The sequence below is a fragment of the Colwellia sp. BRX8-9 genome (assembly GCF_014077245.1).
Taxonomy (GTDB): Bacteria; Pseudomonadota; Gammaproteobacteria; order Enterobacterales; family Alteromonadaceae; genus Colwellia_A.
The window spans coordinates 68,834-94,287 of the sequence record NZ_JACGVN010000018.1 but is presented as its reverse complement, the minus strand read 5'-3'; the positions used below and the strand labels follow the sequence as shown (position 1 = coordinate 94,287).

Here is a 25,454-nt window from a genome sequence, read left to right as displayed (position 1 = left end):
GATGATCTAGATGACTTGGACGGACTCGATGATTTAGATGATTTAGAAGACATATCACTTGATAGCGACGAGTTAGAAGGTGGTGAGTTAGACCAAAGCGACTTAGATTCCTTACTTTCAGGTCTTGATGACGATGATGACGACGTTCCAGCGGATAAAGACCAAATTAATAACAATGAAAGTAAAGAAGAGCTGCCAGGCGAAGCATTAGAAGGTGGTGAATTAGATCAAGATTTATTGAATGACCTATTAAACGACATTGGCGACGAAGACGACGATAGTGCTTTAGAGGCAATTGAATCTGTACATGAAGAAGCTGCAACAGAACTAACCGACCCAGACGACATCGATGCACTAATGGATTCAATGGCCACCGCAGCGCCAAAACCTGAGCCAGAACCCGTAGACGATGCAGTTGATGATAGTACTGCTGAGCTAACCGACCCCGATGACATCGATGCACTGATGGATTCAATGGCCGCCGCAGCACCAAAACCTGAGCCTGAACCTGAGCCAGTAGAAGATGCTTCTGCTGAGTTAACCGACCCCGATGATATCGATGCACTGATGGATTCAATGGCCGCCGCAGCACCAAAACCTGAGACTGAACCTGAGCCAGTAGAAGATGCTTCTGCTGAGTTAACCGACCCCGATGATATCGACGCACTGATGGATTCAATGGCCGCCGCAGCGCCAAAATCTGAGACTGAACCTGAGCCAGTAGAAGATGCTTCGGCTGAGTTAACCGACCCGGATGATATCGATGCACTGATGGATTCAATGGCCGCCGCAGCGCCAAAATCTGAACTAGAGCCAGTAGAAGATGCTTCGGCTGAGTTAACCGACCCTGATGATATCGATGCACTGATGGATTCAATGGCCGCCGCAGCGCCAAAATCTGAGCCTGAGCCAGTAGAAGATGCTTCGGCTGAGTTAACCGACCCCGATGATATCGACGCACTGATGGATTCAATGGCCGCCGCAGCGCCAAAATCTGAGCCTGAGCCAGTAGAAGATGCTTCGGCTGAGTTAACCGACCCCGATGATATCGATGCACTGATGGATTCAATGGCCGCCGCAGCGCCAAAACCTGAACCTGAGCCAGTAGAAGATGCTTCGGCTGAGTTAACCGACCCTGATGATATCGATGCACTGATGGATTCAATGGCCGCCGCAGCGCCAAAACCTGAGCCTGAGCCAGTAGAAGATGCTTCGGCTGAGCTAACCGACCCTGATGATATCGATGCACTGATGGATTCAATGGCCACCGCAGCGCCAAAACCTGAGCCTGAGCCAGTAGAAGATGCTTCGGCTGAGCTAACCGACCCTGATGATATCGATGCACTGATGGATTCAATGGCCGCCGCAGCGCCAAAACCAGAGCCTGAGCTAGAACCAGTAGAGGATGCAACTGATAATAGCACTGCAGAGTTAACTGACCCAGACGACATCGACGCACTGATGGATTCAATGGTTAAAGAAAGTGCCGTTGCTGAATTAAATGAACAAGCTGAAAATTTTGAAATATCAGATCCTGATGACATCGACGCCTTGCTAGATTCAATGTCCGCCCCAGAGCAGATGACAAAACCTATCACTGCCGATGATATCATTGATCCTCTTGATGAAATGGCTGCTGATAACTTAGATGAAAATATAGCGTTAACTGACCCTGATGATATTGATAGTTTATTAGGTGATATTCAGGGTGATGAAACTGCAGATGATACTGAGACCACAGAAGATGAAAATAAAGCGCTTATCGATAATTTTACCAATGAATACGTAGCGCCATTTTTATCGGTAGATTTTAGTGAGCTACTTAAAGATGACACCGAAGAATTAGTTGATGATACTCATGCAAGCCATGACGAAAGTACAAACGAAAAAAATAGCAATAAAAACAATGACTTGTCAGGTGATTTAGACATAGATGCACTTTTAGCTGAGGTGGCTGAGGGTGACAATTCAAACGCTGATGATTTAGATATTGGTGACGATATACTTATTGATGGACAAGTTAATGAACTAGCGGCAGAAGAAGCAACTGATTATACCGATAGTGATGTATTAGCTGATTTATTAGCCGATGAAAACACCTCTGACGATGATGACAATAGTGAAATTGATGAGATTGAAGCACTCGATAATGTTGACTTTGATGACTTATTGGCAAACATAGAAGAAGAAAATCAGACAACACTTTCAGATGATCTCGACTTTTCAACTGACTTCAATGCTGATGACATTGACTTAGACGCTACTGATACCGATGATGAGATTAACATTGAAGGCGACAGCGAAGATGATTTCGATGTTGACTTAGATGATGTGTTAGATATTGGTGATGACCTCGATAGTGATAATAATTTAAATGTTGATTTTGACAATGATAATGAAGATGATTTTGTCTCTGTTGACTCTTTATTATCAGATAGTTTAAGCGACACAGAAGACGAAGAGCCCTACAATAAAACTGACTTTAATGTCGGGCTTAATGAGTTCCCTGAGTTTTCTGGTGATAACGCCGCCGAAGAAGAAGATGATAACGGTATTGCAGCTAAATTAGATTTGGCGAAAGTTTATATTGAAATAGGAGATAACGAAAACGCCGAAGTAATATTACAAGACGTAGTAGCAAAGGGCGATGCCCAGCAACAATTTGATGCTCAGCAACTACTTGATAATATTAGTTAATCGATAGACGTTATTTTCATTCTATAAAAGCCACTGTTGCGCCTATTTCTATTATATAAAAAAATTTTTTATATAATAGAAATAGGCGCAATAATAGAAAACGCCGAAGTAATATTACAAGATGTAGTAGCAAAGGGCGATGCCCAGCAACAATTTGATGCTCAGCAACTACTTGATAATATTAGTTAATCGATAGACGTTATTTTCATTCTATAAAAGCCACTGTTGTGGCTTTTTTTATATAATAGAAATAGGCGCAATAATAGAAAACGCCGAAGTAATATGACAAGATGTAGTAGCAAAGGGCGATGCCCAGCAACAATTTGATGCTCAGCAACTACTTGATAATATTAGCTAATCAAGAGACGTTATTTCATTCTATAAAAGCCACTATTGTGGCTTTTTTTATATAAAAGAATTTTTTATATAATAGAAATAGGCGCAATAATAGAAAACGCCGAAGTAATATGACAAGACGTAGTAGCAAAGGGTGATGCCCAGCAACAATTTGATGCTCAGCAACTACTTGATAATATTAGCTAATCAAGAGACGTTATTTCATTCTATAAAAGCCACTATTGTGGCTTTTTTTATATAATAGAAATAGGCGCAATAATAGAAAACGCCGAAGTAATATTACAAGATGTAGTAGCAAAGGGCGATGCTCAGCAACTGCCCAATTATATGAGTTAATCAATCGCAATTACTTTAGCTTTTATAAAAGCCATTATTGGGATTTTTTTATATAATCAAAGAACCTGATTGGCATAAACCTTAAAATATTGGATAATGCGCGCATTATAATCGGGAGTTATTGATGCGTTACGCTTTAGGTATTGAATACGATGGAAGCCGTTATCACGGTTGGCAACGACAAAAAAATGCGGTCAGTGTTCAGCAAAATGTAGAAAAAGCTTTATCAAAAATTGCTGATGAAAAAATTGAAGTTATTTGTGCGGGCAGAACTGATACGGGTGTTAGTGCGACCAACCAAGTTATTCACTTTGAAACGGACAAAGTGCGTAAAGATGTTGCTTGGACACTGGGCGTAAATACCAATCTACCTAGTGATATTGCTGTGTCTTGGGTGAAGCAAGTTGACGACAGTTTTCATGCTCGATTTAGCGCCACAGCACGTCGTTATCGCTATGTTATTAATAACAATCGTTTAAGATCTGCAATTTTAAGCCAAGGAATAACCTGCTGTCATTATCCACTTGATGAAAAGTTAATGCATCAAGCGGCACAGTCTTTATTGGGTAAACATGACTTTACTTCCTTTCGCACCGTTCATTGTCAGTCGCATTCTCCGGTTAGAACATTGATTCATTGCAATGTTTCACGCCAAGGTGATTTTGTTATTATTGATGTTAAAGGCAATGCTTTTTTACATCATATGGTGAGAAATATTGCGGGTAGTTTAATGCGTATAGGCCAACAATTAGAAACAGTAGCGTGGTTGGGGGAAGTTCTTGAAGCTAAAAATCGTTGTGTAGCTGGCATGATGGCATCTGCTGCAGGTTTGTATTTTGTTGGTGTTGACTACCCACAAGAGTTCAATATTCCAAAACCTCCGCTGGGGCCACTGTTTTTACTTTAAGATAAATAGTGACAGAATGAGTAATTACAAACTGCTAATTCCAACAAAACAGACCAGTTTTTTGTATTCATAGTAGGGCTAAATGTGCTTTAATTGTCGGTTATAGTTAGATTAATTCAAAAAATTAACAATTTGCTGATAGGTTTGAAACCAATATTGGCAAGTTTTCCTATGTTCCCATGGACATATTAGGTAAAAGAAGGCAAAAATAAATTATGAGCTGGATAGAAAAAATTCTCCCAAAAGCAAAAACCACCCAAAAACGTAATATCCCTGAAGGCGTTTGGAGCAAGTGTACTTCTTGTAATGCAGTACTTTATAAAGCAGAACTCGATAGATTATTATCTGTTTGTCCAAAATGTGATCACCATATGCGTATCTCAGCACGCAAACGTATTGATTGCTTTTTAGATGCAAATAATCGCGCTGAATTAGGTGAAGAGTTTGAAGCACAGGATATTTTAAAGTTCAAAGATTCAAAACGTTATAAAGACCGCTTAAGCGCTGCACAAAAAAGTACCGGTGAAAAAGATGCACTGGTTGTGATGAAAGGTGAACTTAATGGTATGCCTATCGTTGCTGCTGCGTTTGAGTTTGCTTTTCTAGGTGGTTCAATGGCATCAGTTGTTGGCGCTCGTTTTGTTAAAGGTGTTGAATACTGCCTTGAGCATAACCTACCACTTGTTTGTTTTTCTGCAAGTGGCGGAGCACGTATGCAAGAAGCATTATTTTCATTAATGCAAATGGCAAAAACGAGTGCAGCATTAGCAAAAATGAGCGAAAAAGGTTTACCTTACGTTTCGGTATTAACTGACCCTACGATGGGCGGCGTATCTGCAAGTTTAGCTATGCTCGGCGATATTAACGTTGCAGAGCCTAAAGCATTAATTGGCTTTGCGGGTCCACGTGTTATTGAACAAACTGTTCGAGAAAAGTTACCTGAAGGTTTTCAGCGAAGTGAATTTTTAAAAGAAAAGGGTGCTATTGATATTATTGTTGACCGACGTGAAATGCGTAGTACGCTTTCTCGTATGTTAGCTAAATTCATGGGACATCCAAGCCTTAACGCTTCTTAACTAACGCTTCACAACAACACTATGCCAACAAACAACAAAAGCCATTTTGCTAGTAAGTCTCTAGCTCAATGGCTTTCTTATTTAGAAACAATACATTTAACTGAGATCGACTTGGGGCTCACACGCATTTCGCATGTGGCTAAGCGATTAAATATTGATTTCAGTTTTGCCCAAGTGATCACGGTTGCAGGAACTAATGGTAAAGGCACTACCTGTGCTTTTATTGAAAATGCTTTGCTCGGTGATGATAAAACAGTGGCGGTTTATTCTTCACCACATATTGAAAAGTTCAATGAACGCTTACGTATTAATAATATTGACGTTGACAGTCAATCATTAATCAACGCCTTTGAGCAAATAGAGCAACAGCGTGGTGATATTTCACTAACCTATTATGAATACACAACATTAGCCGCATTTTTAGTTTTAATGGAAAGAAAACCTGCTTTTATTATTTTGGAAGTAGGTTTAGGTGGGCGTTTAGATGCCACAAACTTAATTGACGCTGATATTGCCGTCATAACCACGATAGACTTAGACCATCAAGCGTACCTAGGTGATAATCGCGAAAGTATTGGCTTTGAAAAAGCGGGTATCATGCGTGCGAATCAAAAAGTTGTTATTGGTGATACCGATTGTCCTATATCTGTACTTGCCCATGCTAAAAAACTTAAAGCCGTGGTCAGTCTGCGAGGCGATGATTTCTCTATTGAACAGCACAAAGTGCCGACTTGTCACTCCTTGTGGTGTTGGACATTTGGCGAGTACCAAATCAATGGTTTAAATAAGCCTTTTATACCTCAAGATAATGTAGCAACGGCACTAACGGTATTGGCTTTACTTAATGATTGTTCTGTTGTTTTTAATACTGAAAGTGTCAATGCCTTAATAAACCAAACAAAAGTTGCCGGTCGAACTGAGCTTATCAGTAAAAAATCGTTAAACAGTCCGGTGCTACTTGATGTTGGCCATAATCCTCAAGCAGCACGTTATTTAGTTGAGTATTTAAAGTCGCAAAAGTATGACAAGCTTTATGCGGTTACCGGTATGTTAAAAGACAAAGATATTGCTAACACCTTTGGACCATTATCTGCACTGGTTGATCAATGGTATTTAGGCAGTTTATCTATGCCTCGTGGAGCTACTGCAAAGGAATTAGCTGAAAAATTGTTATTAAATGAAGATTCAGCTAATTGTTTTGACAATATCACTGAGGCATTTAGAATGGCTAACAAAAATTCAACAGCAACAGATTTGATCTTAGTGTTTGGATCATTTTACACCGTAGCTGAAGTCCGACGTTTATTGCTGTAGTTTTTATTAACTGCAGCCTGGGAGTTCCATTTGTCTACACCTTTTCAAAACCGCTTAGTTGGCACCATTATTGTGGCTGCGGTTGCTATTATTATTTTGCCAGACTTACTAGACGGTAATAAAAAGACCTATCAAGATGAGTTTGAACAAATTCCACCTCCGCCTAAGGTCGAGTTTGTTAAGAGCACACCAAGCTTTCCTGAAGATAAAATTGTTATAAATACTGACGAAATACTGAGTGATGAAGCGGCATTAGATGACGATGTCTCTTCGACTGAACAAGCAATAAAAGATACGGCTGAAACAGAGAGTGACCCGGGTTTAAATAACGCTGTGGCGACGAAAGAAGACGATAAAGCGTTAACTGAGCAAGTAGTAGATAATATTTTGCCAGAAAAATCAGTGTTGCAACAAGCATGGGTAGTACAGCTGGGCAGTTTTCGTCATAAAAAAAATGTTGCACAATTATTACTCAAGCTTAAAGATAATGGCTATACCGCTTTCACAAAACCGATAAAAACAAAAAACGGCCCATTAATTAAAGTTTTCATTGGCCCTGAACTGATCAAAAACTCATTGATAAAAAAAATCCCAGCATTGAAAAAATTAACCGGTGTTGAAGGTAAAATTGCTCGTTTTTACCCAACAAAATAATAAGTTATAACCACTGCTCAATAATACGGTGTAAAAAGTAGTTAAGCACTTTCAATGGCAATGGCTATTTTAAATAAAACATTGGTAAAATAAGGGGCGTTTCTGTTAGAATGCGCGCCTTATTATGCTGGTAAATATTCATTGGTAACGATTAATTTATGGTTTGGATAGACTATGCCATTTTGGCAATTGTAGGCATTTCAACATTAATTAGCTTGGTTCGCGGCTTTGTCAAAGAAGCAGTTTCGCTAGTTATCTGGATCAGTGCCTTCTTTATTGCCAGCCACTTCTATGTAAATCTTGCTAGTTTATTGACAAACATTTCCGATCAAGTCCTACGTAATGCCGCGGCAATTGCTATTCTTTTTATTACCACGTTAATTCTTGGCGCTATGGTAAATTATCTTATTGGTCAATTGGTCAGTAAAACAGGCTTGTCTGGAACCGATCGCCTGCTAGGGCTAGTTTTTGGTGCATTACGTGGCGTGTTAGTTACCAGCGCATTATTATTCTTTATGGATGCATTTACGCCAGCGTCATCAACCGCATGGTGGGCAAGTTCTCAACTCATCCCCGAGTTTACACTCATTGTTGAATGGTTTTTCGAATACCTAAAGAATTCATCAAGCTTTTTGAAATAACGTTATTTTAGTGCCATGAAAATGGGGCTGATGTTCATTAGTATAATTTTTATTTACTTAGCGTTTATGTTATTAAAACGCCCTTAAACTTAGTTCTGTGGAGAATAAACGCATGTGTGGTATTGTTGGCATTGTTGGTAAAACATCGGTAGGTCAAGCATTATATGACGGATTAACTGTACTTCAACATCGTGGTCAAGACGCTGCTGGTATTGTGACTATTCACAACAATACCTTTAGACTACGTAAAGGAAATGGTTTAGTAAAAGACGTGTTTCATACGCGTCATATGTTGCGATTACAAGGTAACATGGGTATTGGTCATATTAGATACCCAACCGCAGGTACTTCAAGTTCTTCAGAAGCTCAGCCATTTTATGCCAATGCTCCTTTTGGTATTTCTCTTGCACACAATGGTAATTTAACCAACGCTATTGAATTAAAAGAGTGGTTATTTAATGTCGCACGTCGTCATGTAAATACCACATCTGATTCTGAATTGTTACTCAACATTCTCGGTCATGAATTACAATTGACTGAAAATTTGAAATTAACACCTGATGATATTTTTACTGCAATATCTAATGTACATGAGCGTATTCGTGGTGCCTATGCAACGGTTGCTTTGATTATTGGCCATGGCATGGTGGCGTTTCGTGATCCTAATGGCATCCGTCCTCTAGTATTTGGTAAGCGTGAAACGGCTACGGGTATCGAGTATATGATTGCTTCTGAGTCGGTAGCGCTTGATGCAAACGACTTTGAATTTGTCCGTGATGTTGCGCCTGGCGAAGCTATTTATTTCACTGAAGATGGACAAATTCATAGCCAGCAATGTGCAAAGAACCCAACATACAACCCGTGTATTTTTGAATATGTTTATTTTGCGCGTCCTGATTCAGCGATTGATAAAATTTCTGTTTACGGCTCTCGTGTTGAAATGGGCAAAAAATTGGGTGATAAAATAGCAAAAGAATGGGAAGACGTAGAGATCGACGTTGTTATCCCTATTCCAGAAACATCATGTGATACTGCTTTAGAAATTGCTCGACACCTTGGCATCCCATACCGTCAAGGTTTTGTGAAAAACCGCTATATTGGCCGTACCTTTATTATGCCGGGTCAAGAGCAGCGTAAGAAATCAGTTCGCCGTAAACTTAATGCGATAACAACAGAGTTTGCTGGTAAAAATGTATTGTTAGTCGATGACTCTATTGTAAGGGGTACTACTTCTGGACAAATCATTGAAATGGCTCGCTCTGCGGGGGCAAAAAATGTTTATTTTGCCTCAGCCGCTCCAGAAATTCGTTTTCCTAATGTTTATGGTATTGATATGCCAAGTGCCAATGAGCTCATTGCTCATGGCCGTGAATTAGACGATATTTGCCAATTAATTGGTGCAGATAAACTTATTTTTCAAACCTTGGAAGATTTAGTTAGTGCTGTGGGCAGTGTAAACCCTGAAATCAAACAATTCGAGACATCTGTGTTCGATGGTCAATATATAACTAAAGACATTACTCAGGGCTATTTAGAGCGTTTAGATGCGATGAGAAATAATGAGAATAAAGAAGACTCAGATAAAAATGCTGATTCAATTATCGATATGCACAATGAAGGTGCTGAATAGCATCAGGCTTGTCTAAACGACAGTATAGAAAAATAAAGTAAAATAAAAACCCGCTTAGTTTATCACTAAGCGGGTTTTTTTATCATCAAATCCTAAAGATACATACTTATAATAAAAGCGTTAAGATATATGTTCTGAGCCAAAGCCCATACCTAACATAATAGCGCTAAATGCCATTAAAGAGACTAAAAGAACTAACCCGCAAGTAACTACAGAGCTTGAATAAATAAAGCCTTTTTCTTCTGGAATATTCATCATGATGGGTACGCCAGAGTAAAGTAAATATACAGAATAACAAAGTGCGGCTAGTCCCGCTAAAGCAACAAACCATAAAACAGGAAATAATGCAGTTACGCCAACCATTAATAACGGTGTTGCTGTGTAAGCGGCTAATTCTAAAGACTGGGTAAAATCTGGCTTAGCATCAAAAGTTTTTGCCATCCATTGAATTAAAAAAGCTAAACCAATAACACCAAAGATTAAACCAAAATACATGCCGACAGACATGGTCATTGCGCTTGCCTGAGTTAATTTTATTGGATCACCTACGCCTATTGTCCAACCAATATGAGCGGCGGCAAAATAACTACAAATGGCAGGTATTAACGCTATGGTTAAAATATGAACCATGCTGTACATTAAGCTTTCGTGGCGCCTTTCAATTGTGTGCCACTCTTTCTTAGGGTCAGTATACAATCCCCATATATGATTTAATATCATAATAAAATCCTCTCGCTGTCCCCAAAATTACATTTATTGCTTTTTATTTTTTATTAATAAATGTCTGTGTCGATCAATGTTTTTATTATTGATAGCTTATTTATGTAAGATGGCGAAGCTTTCGTCAAGAGATGAATAGCAATTAAGCTAAATTAAATGCAAATAACTTCTTTTTATACCGAAAATAACAAATGTTTATATAGTGATATATTATTTTGTTCTTTCAAAGAAAAGTGTGGGCTATTAAAAATGTCAGTTTTAATGGAAAATCAGGCGACTTTTATTCTAACAATATTCATGACTTCTATCTCAAAGCCAGCAATCATTTCAGTGCTTGTGTAATAGGTCATATTCACTTGTTGTTTGCTAAGTGATTTATAAGCTTTTTTCCGCTTATATTTGAATGGAGCATCACAGCCTTTTATCATTACCGTATTAATAAACCACTCATCTTGTTCGCGTTGAACATGAGAGACGACAGTAACATTTTCACTATGAACAAGTTTGTCATGTTTTTTTAAGAGACTGTTTACTGTTTTCTTTTTCATCTTTATTACCTTGAAGAGACGTTGTAATGCTCGGACCTAAAAGAGCAGCGCCATTGATATTGGCTTTTTATTAAGAAGACAAACTATTCTAAACTTTATTATATCTTTTCGCAAAATAGTCAATTAAGACAGTACATCATTAAAGTATTAGCCTAGTAAGGGGGGATATTAGCTAACTTATTAGGAGATTTTTTTTAAATTTAGCTATACTAGCTACTCTTAAGTTTGTATAACTCATCGTAATAGGGTGTTTGCAGTAATGAGCAAATCAATTCTTTTCCATACTATTTATCCACATAAAACCAGTAAAGTATGGGTTGTTTTTGTCCATGGTGCTGGCGGTAGTTCGGCAATTTGGTTTCGTCAGATCAGAGATTATCAAAAAACTTATAATGTGCTCTTACTTGATCTTCGTGGCCACGGAAAGTCCAGCCATCTGGTACAAACCTTTGTTGATAGTAATTACTCCTTTAATAAAGTCTCTGAAGATATCATCGATGTTTTAGATCACAACAATATTACATGTGCACATTTTGTTGGTATTTCTTTAGGAACTATTATCATTCGTAACATAGCTGAAATTGCGCCTCAATATGTATCAAGTATGGTTCTAGGTGGCGCTATCACTCGTTTTAATGCTCGTAGTAATATCTTGGTTTATTTGGGAAATACCTTTAAGCATTTTCTGCCATACATGTGGTTGTATCGTTTATTTGCTTTTATTATGATGCCGAAAAAGCGCCATAAGGAATCTCGACACTTATTTGTTCGTGAAGCTAAACGTTTGTGCCAGAAAGAATTTATTCGTTGGTTTAAGTTAGCGATGGACGTGAACCCCTTGATGCGTTATTTCAAAGAGAAAGAAATTGATATACCTATCCTTTATATTATGGGCAAGGAAGACCATATGTTTTTGGGACCGGTAATGGAAATGGTTAAGCAACATAAAAACAGTTTATTACACACCATTCATAAATGTGGTCATGTCTGCAATGTTGAGAACCCAGAACTCTTTAATCAACATTCGTTAGAGTTTATCGCTCAACAACACTAATTTTATAGATATATAACCCTTGAGAACAAAGTTATGTTTGTTCTTTTATCAATATTAGTCAATAGCGGTTAAATAAAGCTGGTTTGGTTACGACCGTTGTCCTTTGATTTATACATGGCTACATCTGCTCTTTTGAGAAATAAACCAACATCATCTGGCTTAGTTAATTGGGTGGCTCCCATGCTTACGGTGATCTTTACCTTTTTATTATCAATAATAAGAAAAGCATTATCAACAGCCGCGCGGATGCGCTCAGCAACAATTAATGCGAAGTCGATGTTGGTAGCGGGAAGAATGAACGCAAACTCTTCGCCGCCAATTCGCCCCATCAGATCATTCTCTCTCAGTGCTAATTGGCTTACGTTGCAAATAATTTTTAAGACTTCATCGCCAACCGAATGACCATAGGTATCATTAAATACTTTAAAATAATCTACATCTAACATTAATAAACACAGTGGAAATTGATAACGATGGGATCGCTCTAATTCAAGCTGCAAAGATTTCATAAAGGCACGTCTGTTAGCAATGCCAACTAACTCATCCGTTGTCGCCATTTTTTTTAATTTATTAATGTCTTGTTCTATATGGTTAGCCATTTTATTTAAATTTTTGCTCAGTGAGCCAATTTCATTTTTTACGATGACCTTGCTACGTGCTTGGTAATTTCCTTCAGCTATATTTTGTGCATCGTGAACCAGTGAAAATATAGGCAGAACAATCTTATTTCTGACATAAAAAGTGATAATTAACGCCATAAGTGTTGAAATAACCAATAATAAAATGACGTACCATAAATATTTTTTTTGCTTAATGTTAAACTCATCAGCCTCGACAATTAACCTAGTCTCCACAGCATCGATAAATTTTTGAATAGGTTGCATAATGGCAATTTTTTCTTGCTGGTATTGAGGTGAAAATAATAGCTTAATAGCAAAAGCCCTATCAGGCTCTCCTTTAAGGGTAAACGTACCTTTACCATCATTGTAGAGTCCTTTCATTAACGCAAAAGCCTGTTTTTCGATAGTCATTAAATTATCTGAGCGGTTTTGGGACTGTTGAAGTAGTAATAACTCACTTTCTGTAAAGCCCATATTTCCCATAAGAGTCTTTAATGGGACTTGTATGCCTAATTTATCTGAAGTAAACCGTTCTGGTGTAAGTGACGTATACCAGTAAGTGGGAGGGTATTTTTTTGGTCGAGGAGAATCTCCGTTACGTATTGCAATGATGTCAAAATAATACTCTTTATAAATCTCATCCCCGGTAACCACATAGGTGCGTGCCATACGTGTTAGGTCATCTGAACTTTGGCGTAGCTCATTAGCAATGGTTAGCGAATATATATGGTGCTTTTCATCTTTAATTGCTCGCAGATCAAAAATACCAATAATATGAAAGAAAACATAACCCCACATGCTTAATATGACGATAAAGCATAAAAAACCGATTTTATTGCCAGTGGAAATATTCATCTGTAACCTATTGGTTTGGTATTAGCTATGCAATATCAAACAGTTGATAATATTTACTCATTTCATTCATTAACGTCTAACCATGAAATAAAAATTTTACAGACAGTTTTATTAAGTGTTGAGTTTACCCAAACGAGTATCCTTATAGATTTATAAATCTATAAGGTATGATATATGTGATATCGCTATTTTAAAGCTTACTTTGAGTATAGACACTTCTGATCATCTTGTGTAAATAAGTGATAATTCTTGATATAGCTATGATAAATAGACACTAATTTAGTACCCATAGCTTAGTTATTTACGATATTTCGACCACAACACTATTAGCGCCTACCTTATTTTTTATAATGTTAAACACGAGGCATGAGTTAATGGAGCTGTAAAAAAATTATTTATATTGTTAATTACTCACTTAGTGTCGGCTAAATGAAATTATTACTCATAATTATCTCGCTGAATGAAGGGTTGATTTTTAGGGGATTAAATACTTTTTGGGTGATTTTGTAGTGTTTTTACCATGATATTCTACCTAATAATAAGGAGTTACCGTGATTTGCGTGAAGGACTTATCTTTTAGCCGTAATGATGGCGGCAACAAACAAAATATTTTAAATAAACTCGATTTATTTGTACCTGCAGCACAGCACCTCGCGTTACTTGGTGATAGTGGTTCAGGTAAAACAACCTTTTTACATATTTTAGCGGGACTCTTGCAAGCAGATAGTGGCTCGGTAAGTATTAACAATCAAGAGCTTTCATCACTGAATGAGACAGAACTTGCGCTGTATCGTCGTAAAATAGGGCTAATATTTCAGCATTACCAATTGCTTGACTGTTTAACCGTAAAGCAAAATATTCTCTTTCAACACAAACTCAATTACCCCAAAAAACCAGCGGATGAATTTGACAATATCGTCAATAAACTTGGGCTCGAAAGTAAGCTCGATTCACTGCCAGAAAAACTCTCAGGTGGAGAACAACAAAGAGTTGGCATCGCAAGAGCGTTACTCAACAAACCTCAGATAATTTTTGCAGATGAACCAACAGGTAACTTAGATCGGCAGCGCTCGCACCAAGTCGTTAAACTTCTTACTGAGTTATGCAGTGAGCAAAAAATCAATTTGGTGATGGTGACTCACAGTCATCAATTAACCGATTACTTTGACCATGTAAAAGTACTTAGAGATGGTCATTTTGAATAATTTGACCAATGAAATTAAACTTATTATCGCCACTCATTTAGCCTTCTATCGAAGACATCCTTGGTTAATGGCGTTATTTTTTATAGGTTTTAGTCTAGGTAGTGCACTATTAACCGCAATTTCTGGCCTTAATCAAGAGGCTAATACACGCTATCAAAATTCTTCCGCATTAATCAATAACCCCGTTACACATTTAATTAAGCCATTAACAGGAAAGTACTTTATTGATGGCAATATATGGCTCACTTTACGACAACATGGCTTTATCAATACTCAACCCGTTTTACGAGGTCAATTAAAAACCAACAACGGAGAAACACTTGCCATTCAGGGTGTGGATACTCTGCTGTGGTTAAACCGTGCGCAATACCAACAAAGTGATGAAAATGTTGATAAAACAGCTCAACGCTTTTCCCTTTCTACTTTATTAGTTGACTCGAAATTTGCAAAACGCATCGTAACAAAAACAGGTGAACCAATAAAATTTTCGCTGCAAAACGATCAGCAACAACCTGAAGTTGTATTAGCTGACAATATTGGACTTTGGGCGATCACCGATATCGCCAATGCTGATTATTTATTAGCAGCTAAAGGGCAACTCAGCTTTATTGAGCTCTCGCATGTTAGCGAGCAGCAATTAGTAGAAATAGCACAGCTAATTACTGGGCAAGCACAGTTGATTGATGCAGAGCAACAATCGTTCGATGTTTTATCTGAAGCCTTCTTTTTTAATCTGACCGCACTTGCCATGCTTGGTTATATTGTTGCGGCATTTTTGAGTTTTAATGCGATAAAACTGACGTTAACTGCGCGACAAAAATTAATAGAGCAAATGCAGCTATTAGGTTGCATTAAGTTAAGTGTTCAACTGAGTCTTGTCATTGAACTTATTATTGTTAGTGTTTGCACTGCTTTATTAGGTACATTAGGTGGTTATTTAATTGCTAATGCATTAGTGCTTGATGTTAACATCACTCTAGTTGGCTTGTATCAACTCGATAAAGCGCTTGTGATCAATTGGCAATGGTCAAATGTCTTATTAGGCTTTGCCCTTAATATTTCGGCTTTGGGGGTAATACTTTTGGCGCAAGCCAAGCAAGTTGCCCAAAAAAGTCAATTGATGTTCTATAGTTTGTTGGTCAGTACATTAGTAGCAGTCATAGGGTTACTCTATTATGCGACTAATGAGTATCAAGCCTTGCTGCTGTGTTTTGCGCTTTTAATGTTGTTTATTTTACTTGTGCCTAAAGTACTGTCTCTCTTGGTTTCATTACCGTTGACAATCACAAATCCATTAACACAATGGCTTCATGCCGATACCCGACTTCATGTAAAAGACCTTCATATTGCTATTATTGCAATTCTAGTGGCGCTTGGCAGTGCTATCGGCATGCAAATTATGGTGAAAAGCTTTAGCCATACGTTAAATGCCCATCTTGAAAAGCAATTAAGTGCAGATATTTATTTACGTTCAGATAAACTCGATAATACTTTAAGGCAAGCGCTCACTAACTTACCTGAAGTTGAGAAGTTGAGTATCTATATGCAAAGTGATGGTGATGTAAATAAAGTACCTGCGAATCTTGCAAGTTTTGGTAATAGCTTTGAACATTATCAACATATTTCGCTGACTTCAGGCTCAGCCATTAATGGAGAAAATTTTTATGGTCAAGGTTGCTTGGCTAACGAACAAAGTAAAATTAAGTTTAATTATTCATTAAATGACGTGATGGTATTTAAGCAAAATTCAACTAAATTTACTTGTCGTATAACAGGGTTCTTTTATGATTATGGTAACCCAAGAATATCGTTACTTACGTTAGAGGAACGCCAGAAAACAGCAGCACTAAACCGTGATATTTTTGGTTATTCAATACGGCTAAAAAGTCGTACTTCCGTTGCTGTTTTTAGCGAGCGTTTAATGGACGAATTTAAACAAGACAGTACAAAAATTTTAGCCAATAAAAAATTTAAAGAAATAGCTAATGCCTTGTTTGAAGATACGTTTGTAGTGACCAAAGCACTCAATGGTTTTATTCTCGCTATTGCATTGTTAAGTTTGTGTACCAGCCTATTAAGTTTAAGTGTTAATCAATTAAAGCAATTAACCATATTACGTAATTTAGGCGTAACACAAGGGCAATTATTAACCATGAAACTGCTACAAACAGGAGGCGTGGTTGTGTTTACTGCGTTGTTTGCTATTCCGCTTGGCTTCGCACTGGGCTTTGCGTTATTAAAGTTTGTCATGCCAATTGCCTTTGGCTGGACTATTCACTTTAGTTTAGATTTAAGCAGTTTATTAATAACGTGCTTAACGCTAGTTGGAGTCTCTGTTTTATGTGCCTATTTACCGATCCGAAAATTAACTAACTTAGCGACTAAGGAGTCATAATCGCGTGATAAAAAGACACGTTTTGACCGGGGTATTATTGACTCCGTTTGTTTTTGTACGGTTTACGCTTGTGCTGTTAATTTTTGTGCTGTCTGCGTGTCAACCGACTGAGCAAAAAACAACCTCATCTAAATTACAAGTGGCTATTGGCAAACCGGTAATACAGGGCACTCCTCTTATCTTTCCCGCTGATCATGGTATTCATGCTGAACAAGGTATTGAGTGGTGGTATGTAACGGCTAATTTGCAAAGTGGCACTGGCGAGACTTTTGGGGTTCAATGGACATTATTTCGCACACTAATGCCAGGCAACCTTGAGTCACAATGGTGGGATAACAATCTTTACTTTGCTCATTTTGCCATGCAACACCAACAAGATCATGTTGCGTTTGAACGGTTTTCACGAGCAAGGCAAGCTAAGGTCATTAGCTCGCCGTTTGATGCCAGTATTGATGATTGGCAGTTGAGCAGTATCAACAACGAATTTTTGCCACTCAATTTAACAGCAGCACATGAAAACTATGAAATAGCACTAACACTAAGCGACAGCCCAATAGCCTTGCATGGCGACAAGGGCTATAGCCAAAAAACACAAAGTGGTCATGCGTCTTATTACTTTAGTTATCCCTTTTTAAAGGTAAAAGGCCGTCTAACTTTTGCGGGTAACACCTATAACGTTTCGGGGAATGCATGGTATGACAGAGAGTGGTCGGCGAGTTTACTCGACAAAAATCAACTCGGTTGGGATTGGTTCAGTATTGTTGACACTCAATCAGAAAAGCAAGGGCTCATGCTCTTTTGTATTCGAGGTAATGATAATAATTATGAGTATTGTAGTGGTAGTGAGATAGCCCCCAATGGCGAAACAACACCGCTTTTTAAAGAAGATATTAAGCTGTCTGTTATTGAAACCGTGACATTAAATAACCACGATTATCCTAGTAAATGGCAGGTTGAATTAACGAATAGACCAATCATTATTATTGAAAGTATTACCAAAGATTCACGTAATCAATTAACAATCCCTTACTGGGAAGGACGAGTAAAAGCAACGGGTGGTTTTAATGGTATTGGCTATGCCGAAATTACTGGCCATTAATTATTCATTATTATGTTGTTATTTTATTTTGCAAACCCTGGTCAAAATGACTAATAAAAGCAGTCATGCGTAAGTTATATGCAAAAATTGCCATCATCATTACCTGATAATATTACTTTTTTTACTCTCTATTTTTTTACTCTCTAAAAGGGGACTGAGTGAGATAATGTGTTTCATAAAACCCCTTACTTTGTGGTCTTCGCGTTTAAAGTAGCATAGACAATACTCAATTATTATTGGATCGTTAACTTTCTCTGAAAATAGCCGCGCAATTATTAATAAGGGTATGATAAAATCGATATCAATCTAGTGTATATAGTGAAGAATTTCACCAAATGTCGAATACAAAATTATTATCTCCAATATTGTCATTCTTAAAGTGTGAAACACCACAAGCATGGATTGATGAAGCCGTTAAGCCTGAAAATTTACCCGTGCTATTAATTGATCACCTGGTGTGTGAATTAAAAGCAGCTCAGTCCGCTATGTTTTTGATCCGAAAATATGCAGTTGATAAAGAAAGCGGTGATGCTTTGTTGGCATGGCTGCAGCCATTCGAGCAATTAATCTATAAAAGGCAAGGGGATTGGCGCTCATTACCGTCGAAAAACAAGTTAACTAAAGCCATATTACCTAAGTCAGGTTCAGCACATGGGCAAGGCCTTATCGACAAAATGGTCTTACTGATCAAAGAAGAGCTACATCATTTTTACCAAGTATTAGAAATGATGGATGAGTATGGTATTGAATATCAAAGTATTACGCCGTGCCGATACGCGAAAGGCTTACTTCGTCATGTAAAATCTTTTGAACCTGATGCTATGGTTGATAAGTTAATTATCGGTGCCTTTATCGAAGCTAGGTCGTGTGAACGTTTTGCTAAAATAGCCCCTCATGTTGATAAACGTCTGGGTGATTTTTATATATCATTACTACGCTCTGAAGCTCGCCATTATCAAGATTACTTATCATTAGCGACAGATATTGCTGGAACCGATATTTCTGAACGAATAAAATATTTTGCTGATATCGAAGCGACGTTAATTATTAGTGCAGATGAAGACTTTAAGTTTCATAGTGGCTTACCTGCAGCGACTCTTTAAGCTTAGTTAGCTTTTTCAAGTTAAGCTGCAGTATTGGCGCTTGCTAATACGCAACGATTTCTGCCGGAATTTTTTGCTTGGTACAGCGCTTGGTCGGCATTATTAAATAATGTTGCCCATGTCATGTTATTGTGTAATTCGGCAACCCCAATAGATACCGTAATAGGCGGAAGCTGAGTATTACTTTGACGTTGTACTAATTTTAATTTCGCAATAGCCAAACGTATTTTTTCAGCCATCGTATGAGCAAATTGTTGCGACTTATTTGATAATACCACCACGAACTCTTCACCGCCGTAGCGCACAGGAATGTCATCAGGTGTGACGTGTTCTTTGATGATTTTTGCCACCAACTGAATCACTTTATCGCCAACACTGTGTCCAAAAGAATCATTCACTTTTTTGAAGTGATCAATATCGATAACTAATGATGAATGAATGTTATCAAGTGATAGTGCCTGTAATTTTTTATCACAGCCTCGACGGTTTAATAATCCTGTTAAGGTATCAATTAGGGCTTCTTGACGAGATTCTTCTAACTTCAGTTTTAACTGTGATACTTCTTCAGATGCTTTATATAGCTCAGTAGATAAAGACTCATGTTGAGCTGTCGATTGTCCTATAGCATTAAGTAAAAAAGTAGTAATGTTTTGGAGAGGCTTTTCTACACTTAGCTGACCAAGCGTTTTTTCTATTTTATTGAGATGACTTATTACTGCTTGTCCGCTTGAAACTTGGTTATCAAGTTGCGCTAAGGTACTGTTCAGTGTCTCGCCAAAAGGTGTAAATATATTATCTTCAATATTTTGGCTGTTTGAAAGAAACTCACTAAACAATGCGTCGATAAAAATAGCGTCGAGTGGTTTTTTGCTGCTTAATTGCCCATCTATTTTTTTTATGAGTGACACGTTTTCTTTTGAAAAATAACAGTAGGCAACAGCGTAATGGCTCGGTATGGGCGCAATTAGATGCAAAAGCATAAATTCTTTAGCTTGTTCTGCGAGTTTTATTGCTTGATCAAAACTTCTCTGCATCCTATTTTCCTTTATTATTTTTCTACATAATAACAGTTAATTAAAAGAAAACTCAATGGAAAATGCGACACAATAGCTGGTTTAATCATTTTTTTTGTCGAGGTATTACTTATTTATAACAGCAGTATTTAATTTATTGAAAAAATAAGTTTAAGGCGTTTTAAAGACTTGAGAAAGTAACTCTATACTGTCTTTTGTTACCTTTAACCATGCGCCTTGCTCATACCAATCACCCAAAACAATGCGCTGAGCAGGTAGGTTATTGGCTTGGATATGATGAATGTTAGGGCGGTGAGTATGTCCATGAATAAGTAACTGACAATGATGTAATTCAAGCTTGTCAATAACCTCTGTCTCGGTGACATCCATTATTTCTTGTGACTTCATTGCCGTTGCACTGGCGCTTTTTAAGCGATAATTTTCAGCAATATTCTTACGTACAAACAGTGGTAAGTTTTTAATCATCGTTTGCCACCACCAAGAACGAGATTTCTTTCTAAAGGCTTGGTAAGCGATATCACGTGTACATAAAGTGTCACCATGCATAATAACGACGGGTTTACCATAGAGATCAATAACATCCACTTCAGGTAATAACGTCATGCCACAAGCTTTGGCATAGCGCTTCCCTAAGAGAAAGTCTCGGTTACCATGAATATAATAAATACGAGTACCTAGCATGCTTAATGCTTTTAGCGCGAGGGCTACTTCGACGACAAAAGGATTTTTATCATCATCACCAATCCAGTATTCAAATAAGTCACCTAATATATATAGTGTTTCGGCGTTAGGGGCATCTTTTTCAAGGAATGACAAAAAACAGGCCGTTATATCGGGCCTGTTTTGCGCTAAATGCAAATCAGCAATAAAGTAGGTTACTGATTTGTTGTTTATTGCGTTAGTCACTAATTTTTATTATTCAACAATCGCTGATTCAATAATGATTTCTTCTGTTGGTACATCGTCATGAAAACCCATACGACCAGTTTCAACCAGAGTCATTTTATCAACAATGTCCATGCCTTCAACAACTTCAGCAAATACACAATAACCCCAACCTTGCACAGATTCGTTTTTAAAATTTAAAAAATCGTTGTCGCTTAAGTTGATAAAAAACTGAGCTGAAGCTGAATGTGGCTCTTGTGTTCTTGCCATCGCTAAAGTGCCACGCTTATTTTCTAAGCCATTACTTGCTTCGTTTTGAATGGTTTCACGAGAATCTTTTTCTTCTAAGCCAGAAGCAAAACCACCGCCTTGTGCCATAAAACCTTTAATGACACGATGAAAAATAGTGCCGTTGTAAAAACCGTCTTCAACATACTGCTGAAAGTTTTTTGCTGTAAGAGGTGCTTTATCAAAATTTAATTCAATTTTGATATCGCCTAAGTTTGTTTTTAAAATGATCATTTTATTTACTCTTCAATTTCGATGTGGGAATTGTAAACGAAAGCACAGAACTGTAAAGCAAACTTATGGATAATGTGTAGGTAAATAATGACCCTAGCGCTTTGTTCGGGTACAATTATCGAAAATTGATATAATTTTTATTAACTATTAATTACCCCTATTTTAATCGTGATCGGAGCCAGAAAATCTTATGTTACAGATATACAATACATTGACCCGCCAGAAGGAAGTTTTTACCCCAATTGAAGCAGGTAAAGTCGGTTTGTATGTGTGTGGTTGTACGGTTTACGATTTATGTCATATCGGTCATGGACGTACTTATATTAGCTTTGACAACATTGCTAGATACCTAAGGTTTTCTGGTTATGACGTAAATTATGTCCGTAATATCACCGATGTTGAAGATAAAATAATTAAGCGGGCACAAGAAAATAACGAAACACCAGACGAGCTTACCGAGCGTACTATTGCATTAATGCATGAAGACTTTGATAGTTTGAATATTGAACGACCAGATATAGAACCAAGAGTAACGACGCACATGGACGAAATTATTGCCATGATCGTCACACTTGTCGAAAAAGAGCATGCCTATGTCGCCGCTAGTGGCGATGTGTTGTTTGCTGTGTCGAGCTTTGCAGACTATGGCAAACTCAGCGGTCAAAATTTAGAGCAATTACAAGCAGGCTCTCGTGTAGAAGTCGATGAAAGTAAAAGGTCACCACTGGATTTTGTTTTGTGGAAGTCAGCTAAACCAGGCGATCCAAGTTGGGAATCACCTTGGGGAGCAGGGCGTCCTGGTTGGCATATTGAATGTTCAGCGATGAGCGCTAAAGAACTAGGTCATCATTTTGATATTCACGGTGGTGGCTCAGATTTACAGTTTCCACACCATGAGAATGAAGTAGCACAGAGTTGTTGTGCGCTTGATTCCCCTTACGTGAATTATTGGATCCATACTGGTATGGTGCAAGTTGACCAAGAAAAAATGTCAAAGTCACTCAATAATTTTTTCACTATTCGTGATGTGCTAAGCCAGTATGACTCAGAAACTGTTCGGTTCTTCTTAACCTCTGGACATTATCGTAGTCAGCTAAACTATTCTACAGATAATTTAGAACAGGCACGCTCTGCTCTAGAGCGTATTTACACGGCTTTGCGTGATGTTGAGGTGCTTGCTGATTTTTCACTAGATAAGGACGACACGTTTGTTGCTCAATTTATTAAAGTAATGAATGACGACTTTAATACACCACAAGCGTTAGCGGTATTATTTGATTTAGCCAAAGAGTTAAATGTCGCTAAAAATGAAAGCAGTGATAAGGCGCCTTATTTAGCCGCGACGCTGAAAGGTTTGGGAGAATTGATTGGTTTATTACAACTATCTCCAGCAAGTTTTTTACAAGGAAAAGGTGACAGCGATGAAGTCGCTGAAGTTGAAGCGTTAATAAAACAACGTAATGATGCGAGAGCAAGTAAAAACTGGTTATTAGCTGATGAAGCTCGAGATAAATTAGCGGCGATGAATATTATCGTTGAAGACAGTGCTGGTAAAACCACTTGGCGTAAAAGCTAATTTATAGACGGTTAACAGCCAGTGGATAAAAGAATGAGACCTCAATAACACATTGTTATTGAGGTTTTTTTTTAAATGCATGTTGCTTTTTAAATTAGATGATTTACAAAATAAGGTGTTAATTACTGATTATTTGCTGTCCAGCGGTTAATTATTTTAGCAATTTCGCCGCTTTGTTTTAATTTTGTAATGGCTTTATTAATAAGATTAAGGGTTTCAATAGTGCAGGATTCACGGCTTAACATAATATGAATATTATCTTGGTATATTTTTAATGAGTGCATCTCAAACTCATCTTGCAAAAAATATTTTTCAGAGAACACTTTCATCGTTACAGGGTCGACCAAAAATCCGTCGATGTGACCTTTTAGCAATAGTGCTACATTTTGCTCTAGGTCGATAACGTTATTAATATGGCTTTGAAAGTCTTTGGTTGTAATAAGTTTTTGAAATTCCTCACCATAAAAATATCCCCCTTCAACACCAATCATATAATTAGAATTAGCCAGATCACCTAATGTCTCGAGCTTAATTTTATCAGCCATGCCTTTTTTGACAAAAAGATTAACTTTCTCAAGACGATAAGGTAGAGAAAAATAGGCGTTTTCTTCTCGTTCAAGCGTATAGGATGCACCCATCGCCATATCCATTTTTCCTGTTTTTATGTATTGTAAATGTCTTTTCCAAGGCAGTTCAGTGAAGGTTACCTTGAAATTAGTTTCTTTAATAATCGCATTGAAAATATCGAAATCTAAACCAACAAGTTCTTGTTTTTTATTGTGGTATTGATAGGGATACCATAACTCCCAACCAACCGCATAATCTCTTGAAGGAGCAGTGTGAGCAGGACTATTTACAATCAATAATAGAACTAAGAGTATATATTTTTTCATTCTCTTTCTTCCATGCATCAGCTAATTAATGAATCGAGATCCTGATATTACGGTAACTTTATTTGCCTAGAAGTGGATTGTAGACAAATTTATATCATCATACTGCACTATCAATGGTACCAACAGCAACAATTTGTTACATCTACATTGACATAAGCTTAATTTAAAAGCAAAAAGTGCAGTTGCTGTCGATAAAAATAAATTAATATTGGCGTTGAAACTATTAATTATCCGCTAGATAAACAGTAATACGGCTAGATTTAGCTGGCCCTGTTGTTGTTCGCTGCTTAACAGCGAACGCGTCTAATTTATTATTGCTAAAGTCAATTTAGCTGATTCTCATCGCCGTTTCCGTGGCGTTATAACGCCTTGTTATTTGATACTTTCCTATCAGTTACATAAATTGATGATGTTGCACTTGCAATATCTCAGGTTTGCACTAATCTATCATTAACGATTAGTTTAACGATACTTGGAGATAGTTATGGTGTTAGTCGAGCCACTTACTGGCGATGAAAATGAAGACATTACTGAGCTTGCCCGTTTCTTTAATGAAACGTTAGGTTTTTGTCCGAATAGTGTACTGACCATGCAACGGCGCCCAGCTATAGCTAAGGCTTTTATTAGTTTAAATATTGCTGTAATGGCAAATGAAGGTAGAGTAACCGCTGAACAAAAACGTTTGGTGGGTTATATAACCAGTGCTAATACAGGTTGTCGCTATTGCGAGGCACATACAATTTTAGCGGCAGAGCGCTATGGTGGGACTGACCAAAGGTTAGCTGATATTTGGTCTTTTCGAACAAGTGATAACTACAGTAAAGCGGAGAAAGCAGCGTTTGAATTTGCGCTTGCGGCTTCAAGTGTACCCAATGCTGTTGACGATAGTATATCTGGCGAACTACATAAATACTGGGATAACGGTGAAATTATTGAAATTCTTAGCGTTATATCTTTATTTGGCTTTTTAAATCGTTGGAATGACTCTATGGGGACAACCATGGAAACAGGGGCTGTTGATGCAGGTAATCGACTATTGAACGAGTCAACATGGACTCAAGGTAAGCATACTTAAGGTTATTGGTGAAAACCAATAGTGATTTTCTATTGGTTTTCTATTAGGAAATGTCCCAAGCGACGGGTGTTTATCTTATGTTTTTGTCGTTGTAACTGTCTTTTTCTATGGGAACTTTGTACTTGCCGTCTAATTTTATTGTTCATTTTGACTCTCTTTGAAGTTATCTACTTACTTAGTATTGCTTAACTATGTTTCACTTTGATGACAACGTAAAAGTTATTGAGTGAAACAACAGCTAACTTCACATTAACACAG

General features: G+C 37.6%; 21 protein-coding genes. 14 read left to right on the top strand and 7 right to left on the bottom strand.

What is annotated here, in order from left to right; all coding sequences use genetic code 11:
• The 7 genes from H4J70_RS15030 to purF form a co-directional block, all read left to right on the top strand.
• Positions 1-2,697, top strand: a 2,697-nt coding sequence (locus H4J70_RS15030) for a FimV/HubP family polar landmark protein (RefSeq protein WP_182251346.1), incomplete at its 5' end; no start/stop codon positions are given.
• Positions 2,698-3,514: 817 nt separating this feature from the next.
• The gene (truA, locus tag H4J70_RS15025; RefSeq protein ID WP_070374283.1) at positions 3,515-4,297 is read left to right on the top strand and encodes a tRNA pseudouridine(38-40) synthase TruA; all 783 of its coding nucleotides are present in this window, start codon (positions 3,515-3,517) and stop codon (positions 4,295-4,297) included.
• 215 nt (positions 4,298-4,512) lie between these two features.
• Positions 4,513-5,373 carry an acetyl-CoA carboxylase, carboxyltransferase subunit beta gene (gene accD / locus H4J70_RS15020; protein ID WP_182213995.1) on the top strand — a complete coding sequence of 287 codons (861 nt, stop codon included), beginning with the start codon at positions 4,513-4,515 and terminating at the stop codon, positions 5,371-5,373.
• Between the two features lie 21 nt (positions 5,374-5,394).
• On the top strand, positions 5,395-6,687 hold the full coding sequence (folC, locus tag H4J70_RS15015) for a bifunctional tetrahydrofolate synthase/dihydrofolate synthase (RefSeq protein ID WP_182213993.1): 1,293 nt from the start codon (positions 5,395-5,397) through the stop codon (positions 6,685-6,687).
• Positions 6,688-6,717: 30 nt separating this feature from the next.
• Positions 6,718-7,341: an SPOR domain-containing protein gene (locus H4J70_RS15010; protein WP_182213991.1), complete on the top strand. Its 624-nt coding sequence runs from the start codon at positions 6,718-6,720 to the stop codon at positions 7,339-7,341.
• A 158-nt stretch (positions 7,342-7,499) separates the two neighbouring features.
• Complete coding sequence (locus H4J70_RS15005) at positions 7,500-7,982, top strand: CvpA family protein (protein ID WP_182213989.1); 483 nt, start codon at positions 7,500-7,502, stop codon at positions 7,980-7,982.
• A 112-nt stretch (positions 7,983-8,094) separates the two neighbouring features.
• A complete protein-coding gene (gene purF / locus H4J70_RS15000) occupies positions 8,095-9,612 on the top strand; it encodes an amidophosphoribosyltransferase (RefSeq protein ID WP_182213987.1) in 1,518 nt (505 codons plus the stop codon).
• A 120-nt stretch (positions 9,613-9,732) separates the two neighbouring features.
• Here purF and H4J70_RS14995 read toward each other — a convergent pair whose 3' ends face one another.
• Both H4J70_RS14995 and H4J70_RS14990 read right to left on the bottom strand, forming a co-directional pair.
• Positions 9,733-10,332 carry a Yip1 family protein gene (locus H4J70_RS14995; protein WP_182176549.1) on the bottom strand — a complete coding sequence of 200 codons (600 nt, stop codon included), beginning with the start codon at positions 10,330-10,332 and terminating at the stop codon, positions 9,733-9,735.
• Positions 10,333-10,601: 269 nt separating this feature from the next.
• Positions 10,602-10,880, bottom strand: a complete 279-nt coding sequence (locus tag H4J70_RS14990) for a hypothetical protein (RefSeq protein ID WP_182213986.1) — start codon at positions 10,878-10,880, stop codon at positions 10,602-10,604.
• 259 nt (positions 10,881-11,139) lie between these two features.
• On the opposite strand from H4J70_RS14990, the gene H4J70_RS14985 reads away from it, so the two are divergent.
• Positions 11,140-11,934, top strand: a complete 795-nt coding sequence (locus H4J70_RS14985) for an alpha/beta fold hydrolase (RefSeq protein ID WP_182213984.1) — start codon at positions 11,140-11,142, stop codon at positions 11,932-11,934.
• A 68-nt stretch (positions 11,935-12,002) separates the two neighbouring features.
• On the opposite strand, the gene H4J70_RS14980 is transcribed toward H4J70_RS14985, so the two are convergent.
• Complete coding sequence (locus H4J70_RS14980) at positions 12,003-13,409, bottom strand: diguanylate cyclase (RefSeq protein ID WP_182213982.1); 1,407 nt, start codon at positions 13,407-13,409, stop codon at positions 12,003-12,005.
• Positions 13,410-13,960: 551 nt separating this feature from the next.
• Between H4J70_RS14980 and H4J70_RS14975 the strand changes: the two genes are divergently transcribed.
• The 4 genes from H4J70_RS14975 to H4J70_RS14960 all read left to right on the top strand — a co-directional run bounded on the left by H4J70_RS14975 (position 13,961) and on the right by H4J70_RS14960 (position 19,211).
• Complete coding sequence (locus H4J70_RS14975) at positions 13,961-14,614, top strand: ABC transporter ATP-binding protein (protein WP_182213981.1); 654 nt, start codon at positions 13,961-13,963, stop codon at positions 14,612-14,614.
• Entirely contained in the window at positions 14,598-17,009 is a 2,412-nt protein-coding gene (locus H4J70_RS14970; protein WP_182251345.1) for an ABC transporter permease, read from the top strand. The genes H4J70_RS14975 and H4J70_RS14970 overlap by 17 nt, the downstream gene beginning before the upstream one ends.
• Before the next feature lie 7 nt (positions 17,010-17,016).
• The gene (locus H4J70_RS14965; RefSeq protein WP_182251349.1) at positions 17,017-18,108 is read left to right on the top strand and encodes a lipocalin-like domain-containing protein; all 1,092 of its coding nucleotides are present in this window, start codon (positions 17,017-17,019) and stop codon (positions 18,106-18,108) included.
• Between the two features lie 335 nt (positions 18,109-18,443).
• The gene (locus H4J70_RS14960; RefSeq protein ID WP_182213977.1) at positions 18,444-19,211 is read left to right on the top strand and encodes a tRNA isopentenyl-2-thiomethyl-A-37 hydroxylase MiaE; all 768 of its coding nucleotides are present in this window, start codon (positions 18,444-18,446) and stop codon (positions 19,209-19,211) included.
• Positions 19,212-19,231: 20 nt separating this feature from the next.
• On the opposite strand, the gene H4J70_RS14955 is transcribed toward H4J70_RS14960, so the two are convergent.
• The 3 genes from H4J70_RS14955 to H4J70_RS14945 form a co-directional block, all read right to left on the bottom strand.
• Positions 19,232-20,245 carry a GGDEF domain-containing protein gene (locus H4J70_RS14955; RefSeq protein WP_182213975.1) on the bottom strand — a complete coding sequence of 338 codons (1,014 nt, stop codon included), beginning with the start codon at positions 20,243-20,245 and terminating at the stop codon, positions 19,232-19,234.
• A gap of 150 nt (positions 20,246-20,395) precedes the next feature.
• A complete protein-coding gene (locus H4J70_RS14950) occupies positions 20,396-21,151 on the bottom strand; it encodes a UDP-2,3-diacylglucosamine diphosphatase (protein ID WP_310733535.1) in 756 nt (251 codons plus the stop codon).
• A gap of 9 nt (positions 21,152-21,160) precedes the next feature.
• Positions 21,161-21,652 (bottom strand): peptidylprolyl isomerase, encoded by a 492-nt coding sequence (locus H4J70_RS14945; RefSeq protein WP_070374269.1) that lies wholly within the window; start codon positions 21,650-21,652, stop codon positions 21,161-21,163.
• Positions 21,653-21,842: 190 nt separating this feature from the next.
• Between H4J70_RS14945 and cysS the strand changes: the two genes are divergently transcribed.
• Positions 21,843-23,228: a cysteine--tRNA ligase gene (cysS, locus tag H4J70_RS14940; RefSeq protein ID WP_182213973.1), complete on the top strand. Its 1,386-nt coding sequence runs from the start codon at positions 21,843-21,845 to the stop codon at positions 23,226-23,228.
• Positions 23,229-23,350: 122 nt separating this feature from the next.
• On the opposite strand, the gene H4J70_RS14935 is transcribed toward cysS, so the two are convergent.
• Positions 23,351-24,121 (bottom strand): ABC transporter substrate-binding protein, encoded by a 771-nt coding sequence (locus tag H4J70_RS14935; RefSeq protein ID WP_182213972.1) that lies wholly within the window; start codon positions 24,119-24,121, stop codon positions 23,351-23,353.
• Between the two features lie 484 nt (positions 24,122-24,605).
• Between H4J70_RS14935 and H4J70_RS14930 the strand changes: the two genes are divergently transcribed.
• The gene (locus H4J70_RS14930) at positions 24,606-25,196 is read left to right on the top strand and encodes a carboxymuconolactone decarboxylase family protein (protein WP_182213970.1); all 591 of its coding nucleotides are present in this window, start codon (positions 24,606-24,608) and stop codon (positions 25,194-25,196) included.
• The last annotated feature ends 258 nt before the right edge of the window (positions 25,197-25,454 follow it).

What these genes read in the sequence shown, in the direction of transcription:
- H4J70_RS14980 (WP_182213982.1), bottom strand. Translation starts at nt 13,409, where the DNA reads ATGAATATTTCCACTGGCAATAAAATCGGTTTTTTATGCTTTATCGTC.
- H4J70_RS14960 (WP_182213977.1), top strand. Translation starts at nt 18,444, where the DNA reads ATGTCGAATACAAAATTATTATCTCCAATATTGTCATTCTTAAAGTGT.
- H4J70_RS15005 (WP_182213989.1), top strand. Translation starts at nt 7,500, where the DNA reads ATGGTTTGGATAGACTATGCCATTTTGGCAATTGTAGGCATTTCAACA.
- H4J70_RS14985 (WP_182213984.1), top strand. Translation starts at nt 11,140, where the DNA reads ATGAGCAAATCAATTCTTTTCCATACTATTTATCCACATAAAACCAGT.
- H4J70_RS14945 (WP_070374269.1), bottom strand. Translation starts at nt 21,652, where the DNA reads ATGATCATTTTAAAAACAAACTTAGGCGATATCAAAATTGAATTAAAT.
- cysS (WP_182213973.1), top strand. Translation starts at nt 21,843, where the DNA reads ATGTTACAGATATACAATACATTGACCCGCCAGAAGGAAGTTTTTACC.
- H4J70_RS14935 (WP_182213972.1), bottom strand. Translation starts at nt 24,121, where the DNA reads ATGAAAAAATATATACTCTTAGTTCTATTATTGATTGTAAATAGTCCT.
- H4J70_RS14990 (WP_182213986.1), bottom strand. Translation starts at nt 10,880, where the DNA reads ATGAAAAAGAAAACAGTAAACAGTCTCTTAAAAAAACATGACAAACTT.
- H4J70_RS14995 (WP_182176549.1), bottom strand. Translation starts at nt 10,332, where the DNA reads ATGATATTAAATCATATATGGGGATTGTATACTGACCCTAAGAAAGAG.
- purF (WP_182213987.1), top strand. Translation starts at nt 8,095, where the DNA reads ATGTGTGGTATTGTTGGCATTGTTGGTAAAACATCGGTAGGTCAAGCA.
- truA (WP_070374283.1), top strand. Translation starts at nt 3,515, where the DNA reads ATGCGTTACGCTTTAGGTATTGAATACGATGGAAGCCGTTATCACGGT.
- accD (WP_182213995.1), top strand. Translation starts at nt 4,513, where the DNA reads ATGAGCTGGATAGAAAAAATTCTCCCAAAAGCAAAAACCACCCAAAAA.
- folC (WP_182213993.1), top strand. Translation starts at nt 5,395, where the DNA reads ATGCCAACAAACAACAAAAGCCATTTTGCTAGTAAGTCTCTAGCTCAA.
- H4J70_RS14970 (WP_182251345.1), top strand. Translation starts at nt 14,598, where the DNA reads ATGGTCATTTTGAATAATTTGACCAATGAAATTAAACTTATTATCGCC.
- H4J70_RS14955 (WP_182213975.1), bottom strand. Translation starts at nt 20,245, where the DNA reads ATGCAGAGAAGTTTTGATCAAGCAATAAAACTCGCAGAACAAGCTAAA.
- H4J70_RS14930 (WP_182213970.1), top strand. Translation starts at nt 24,606, where the DNA reads ATGGTGTTAGTCGAGCCACTTACTGGCGATGAAAATGAAGACATTACT.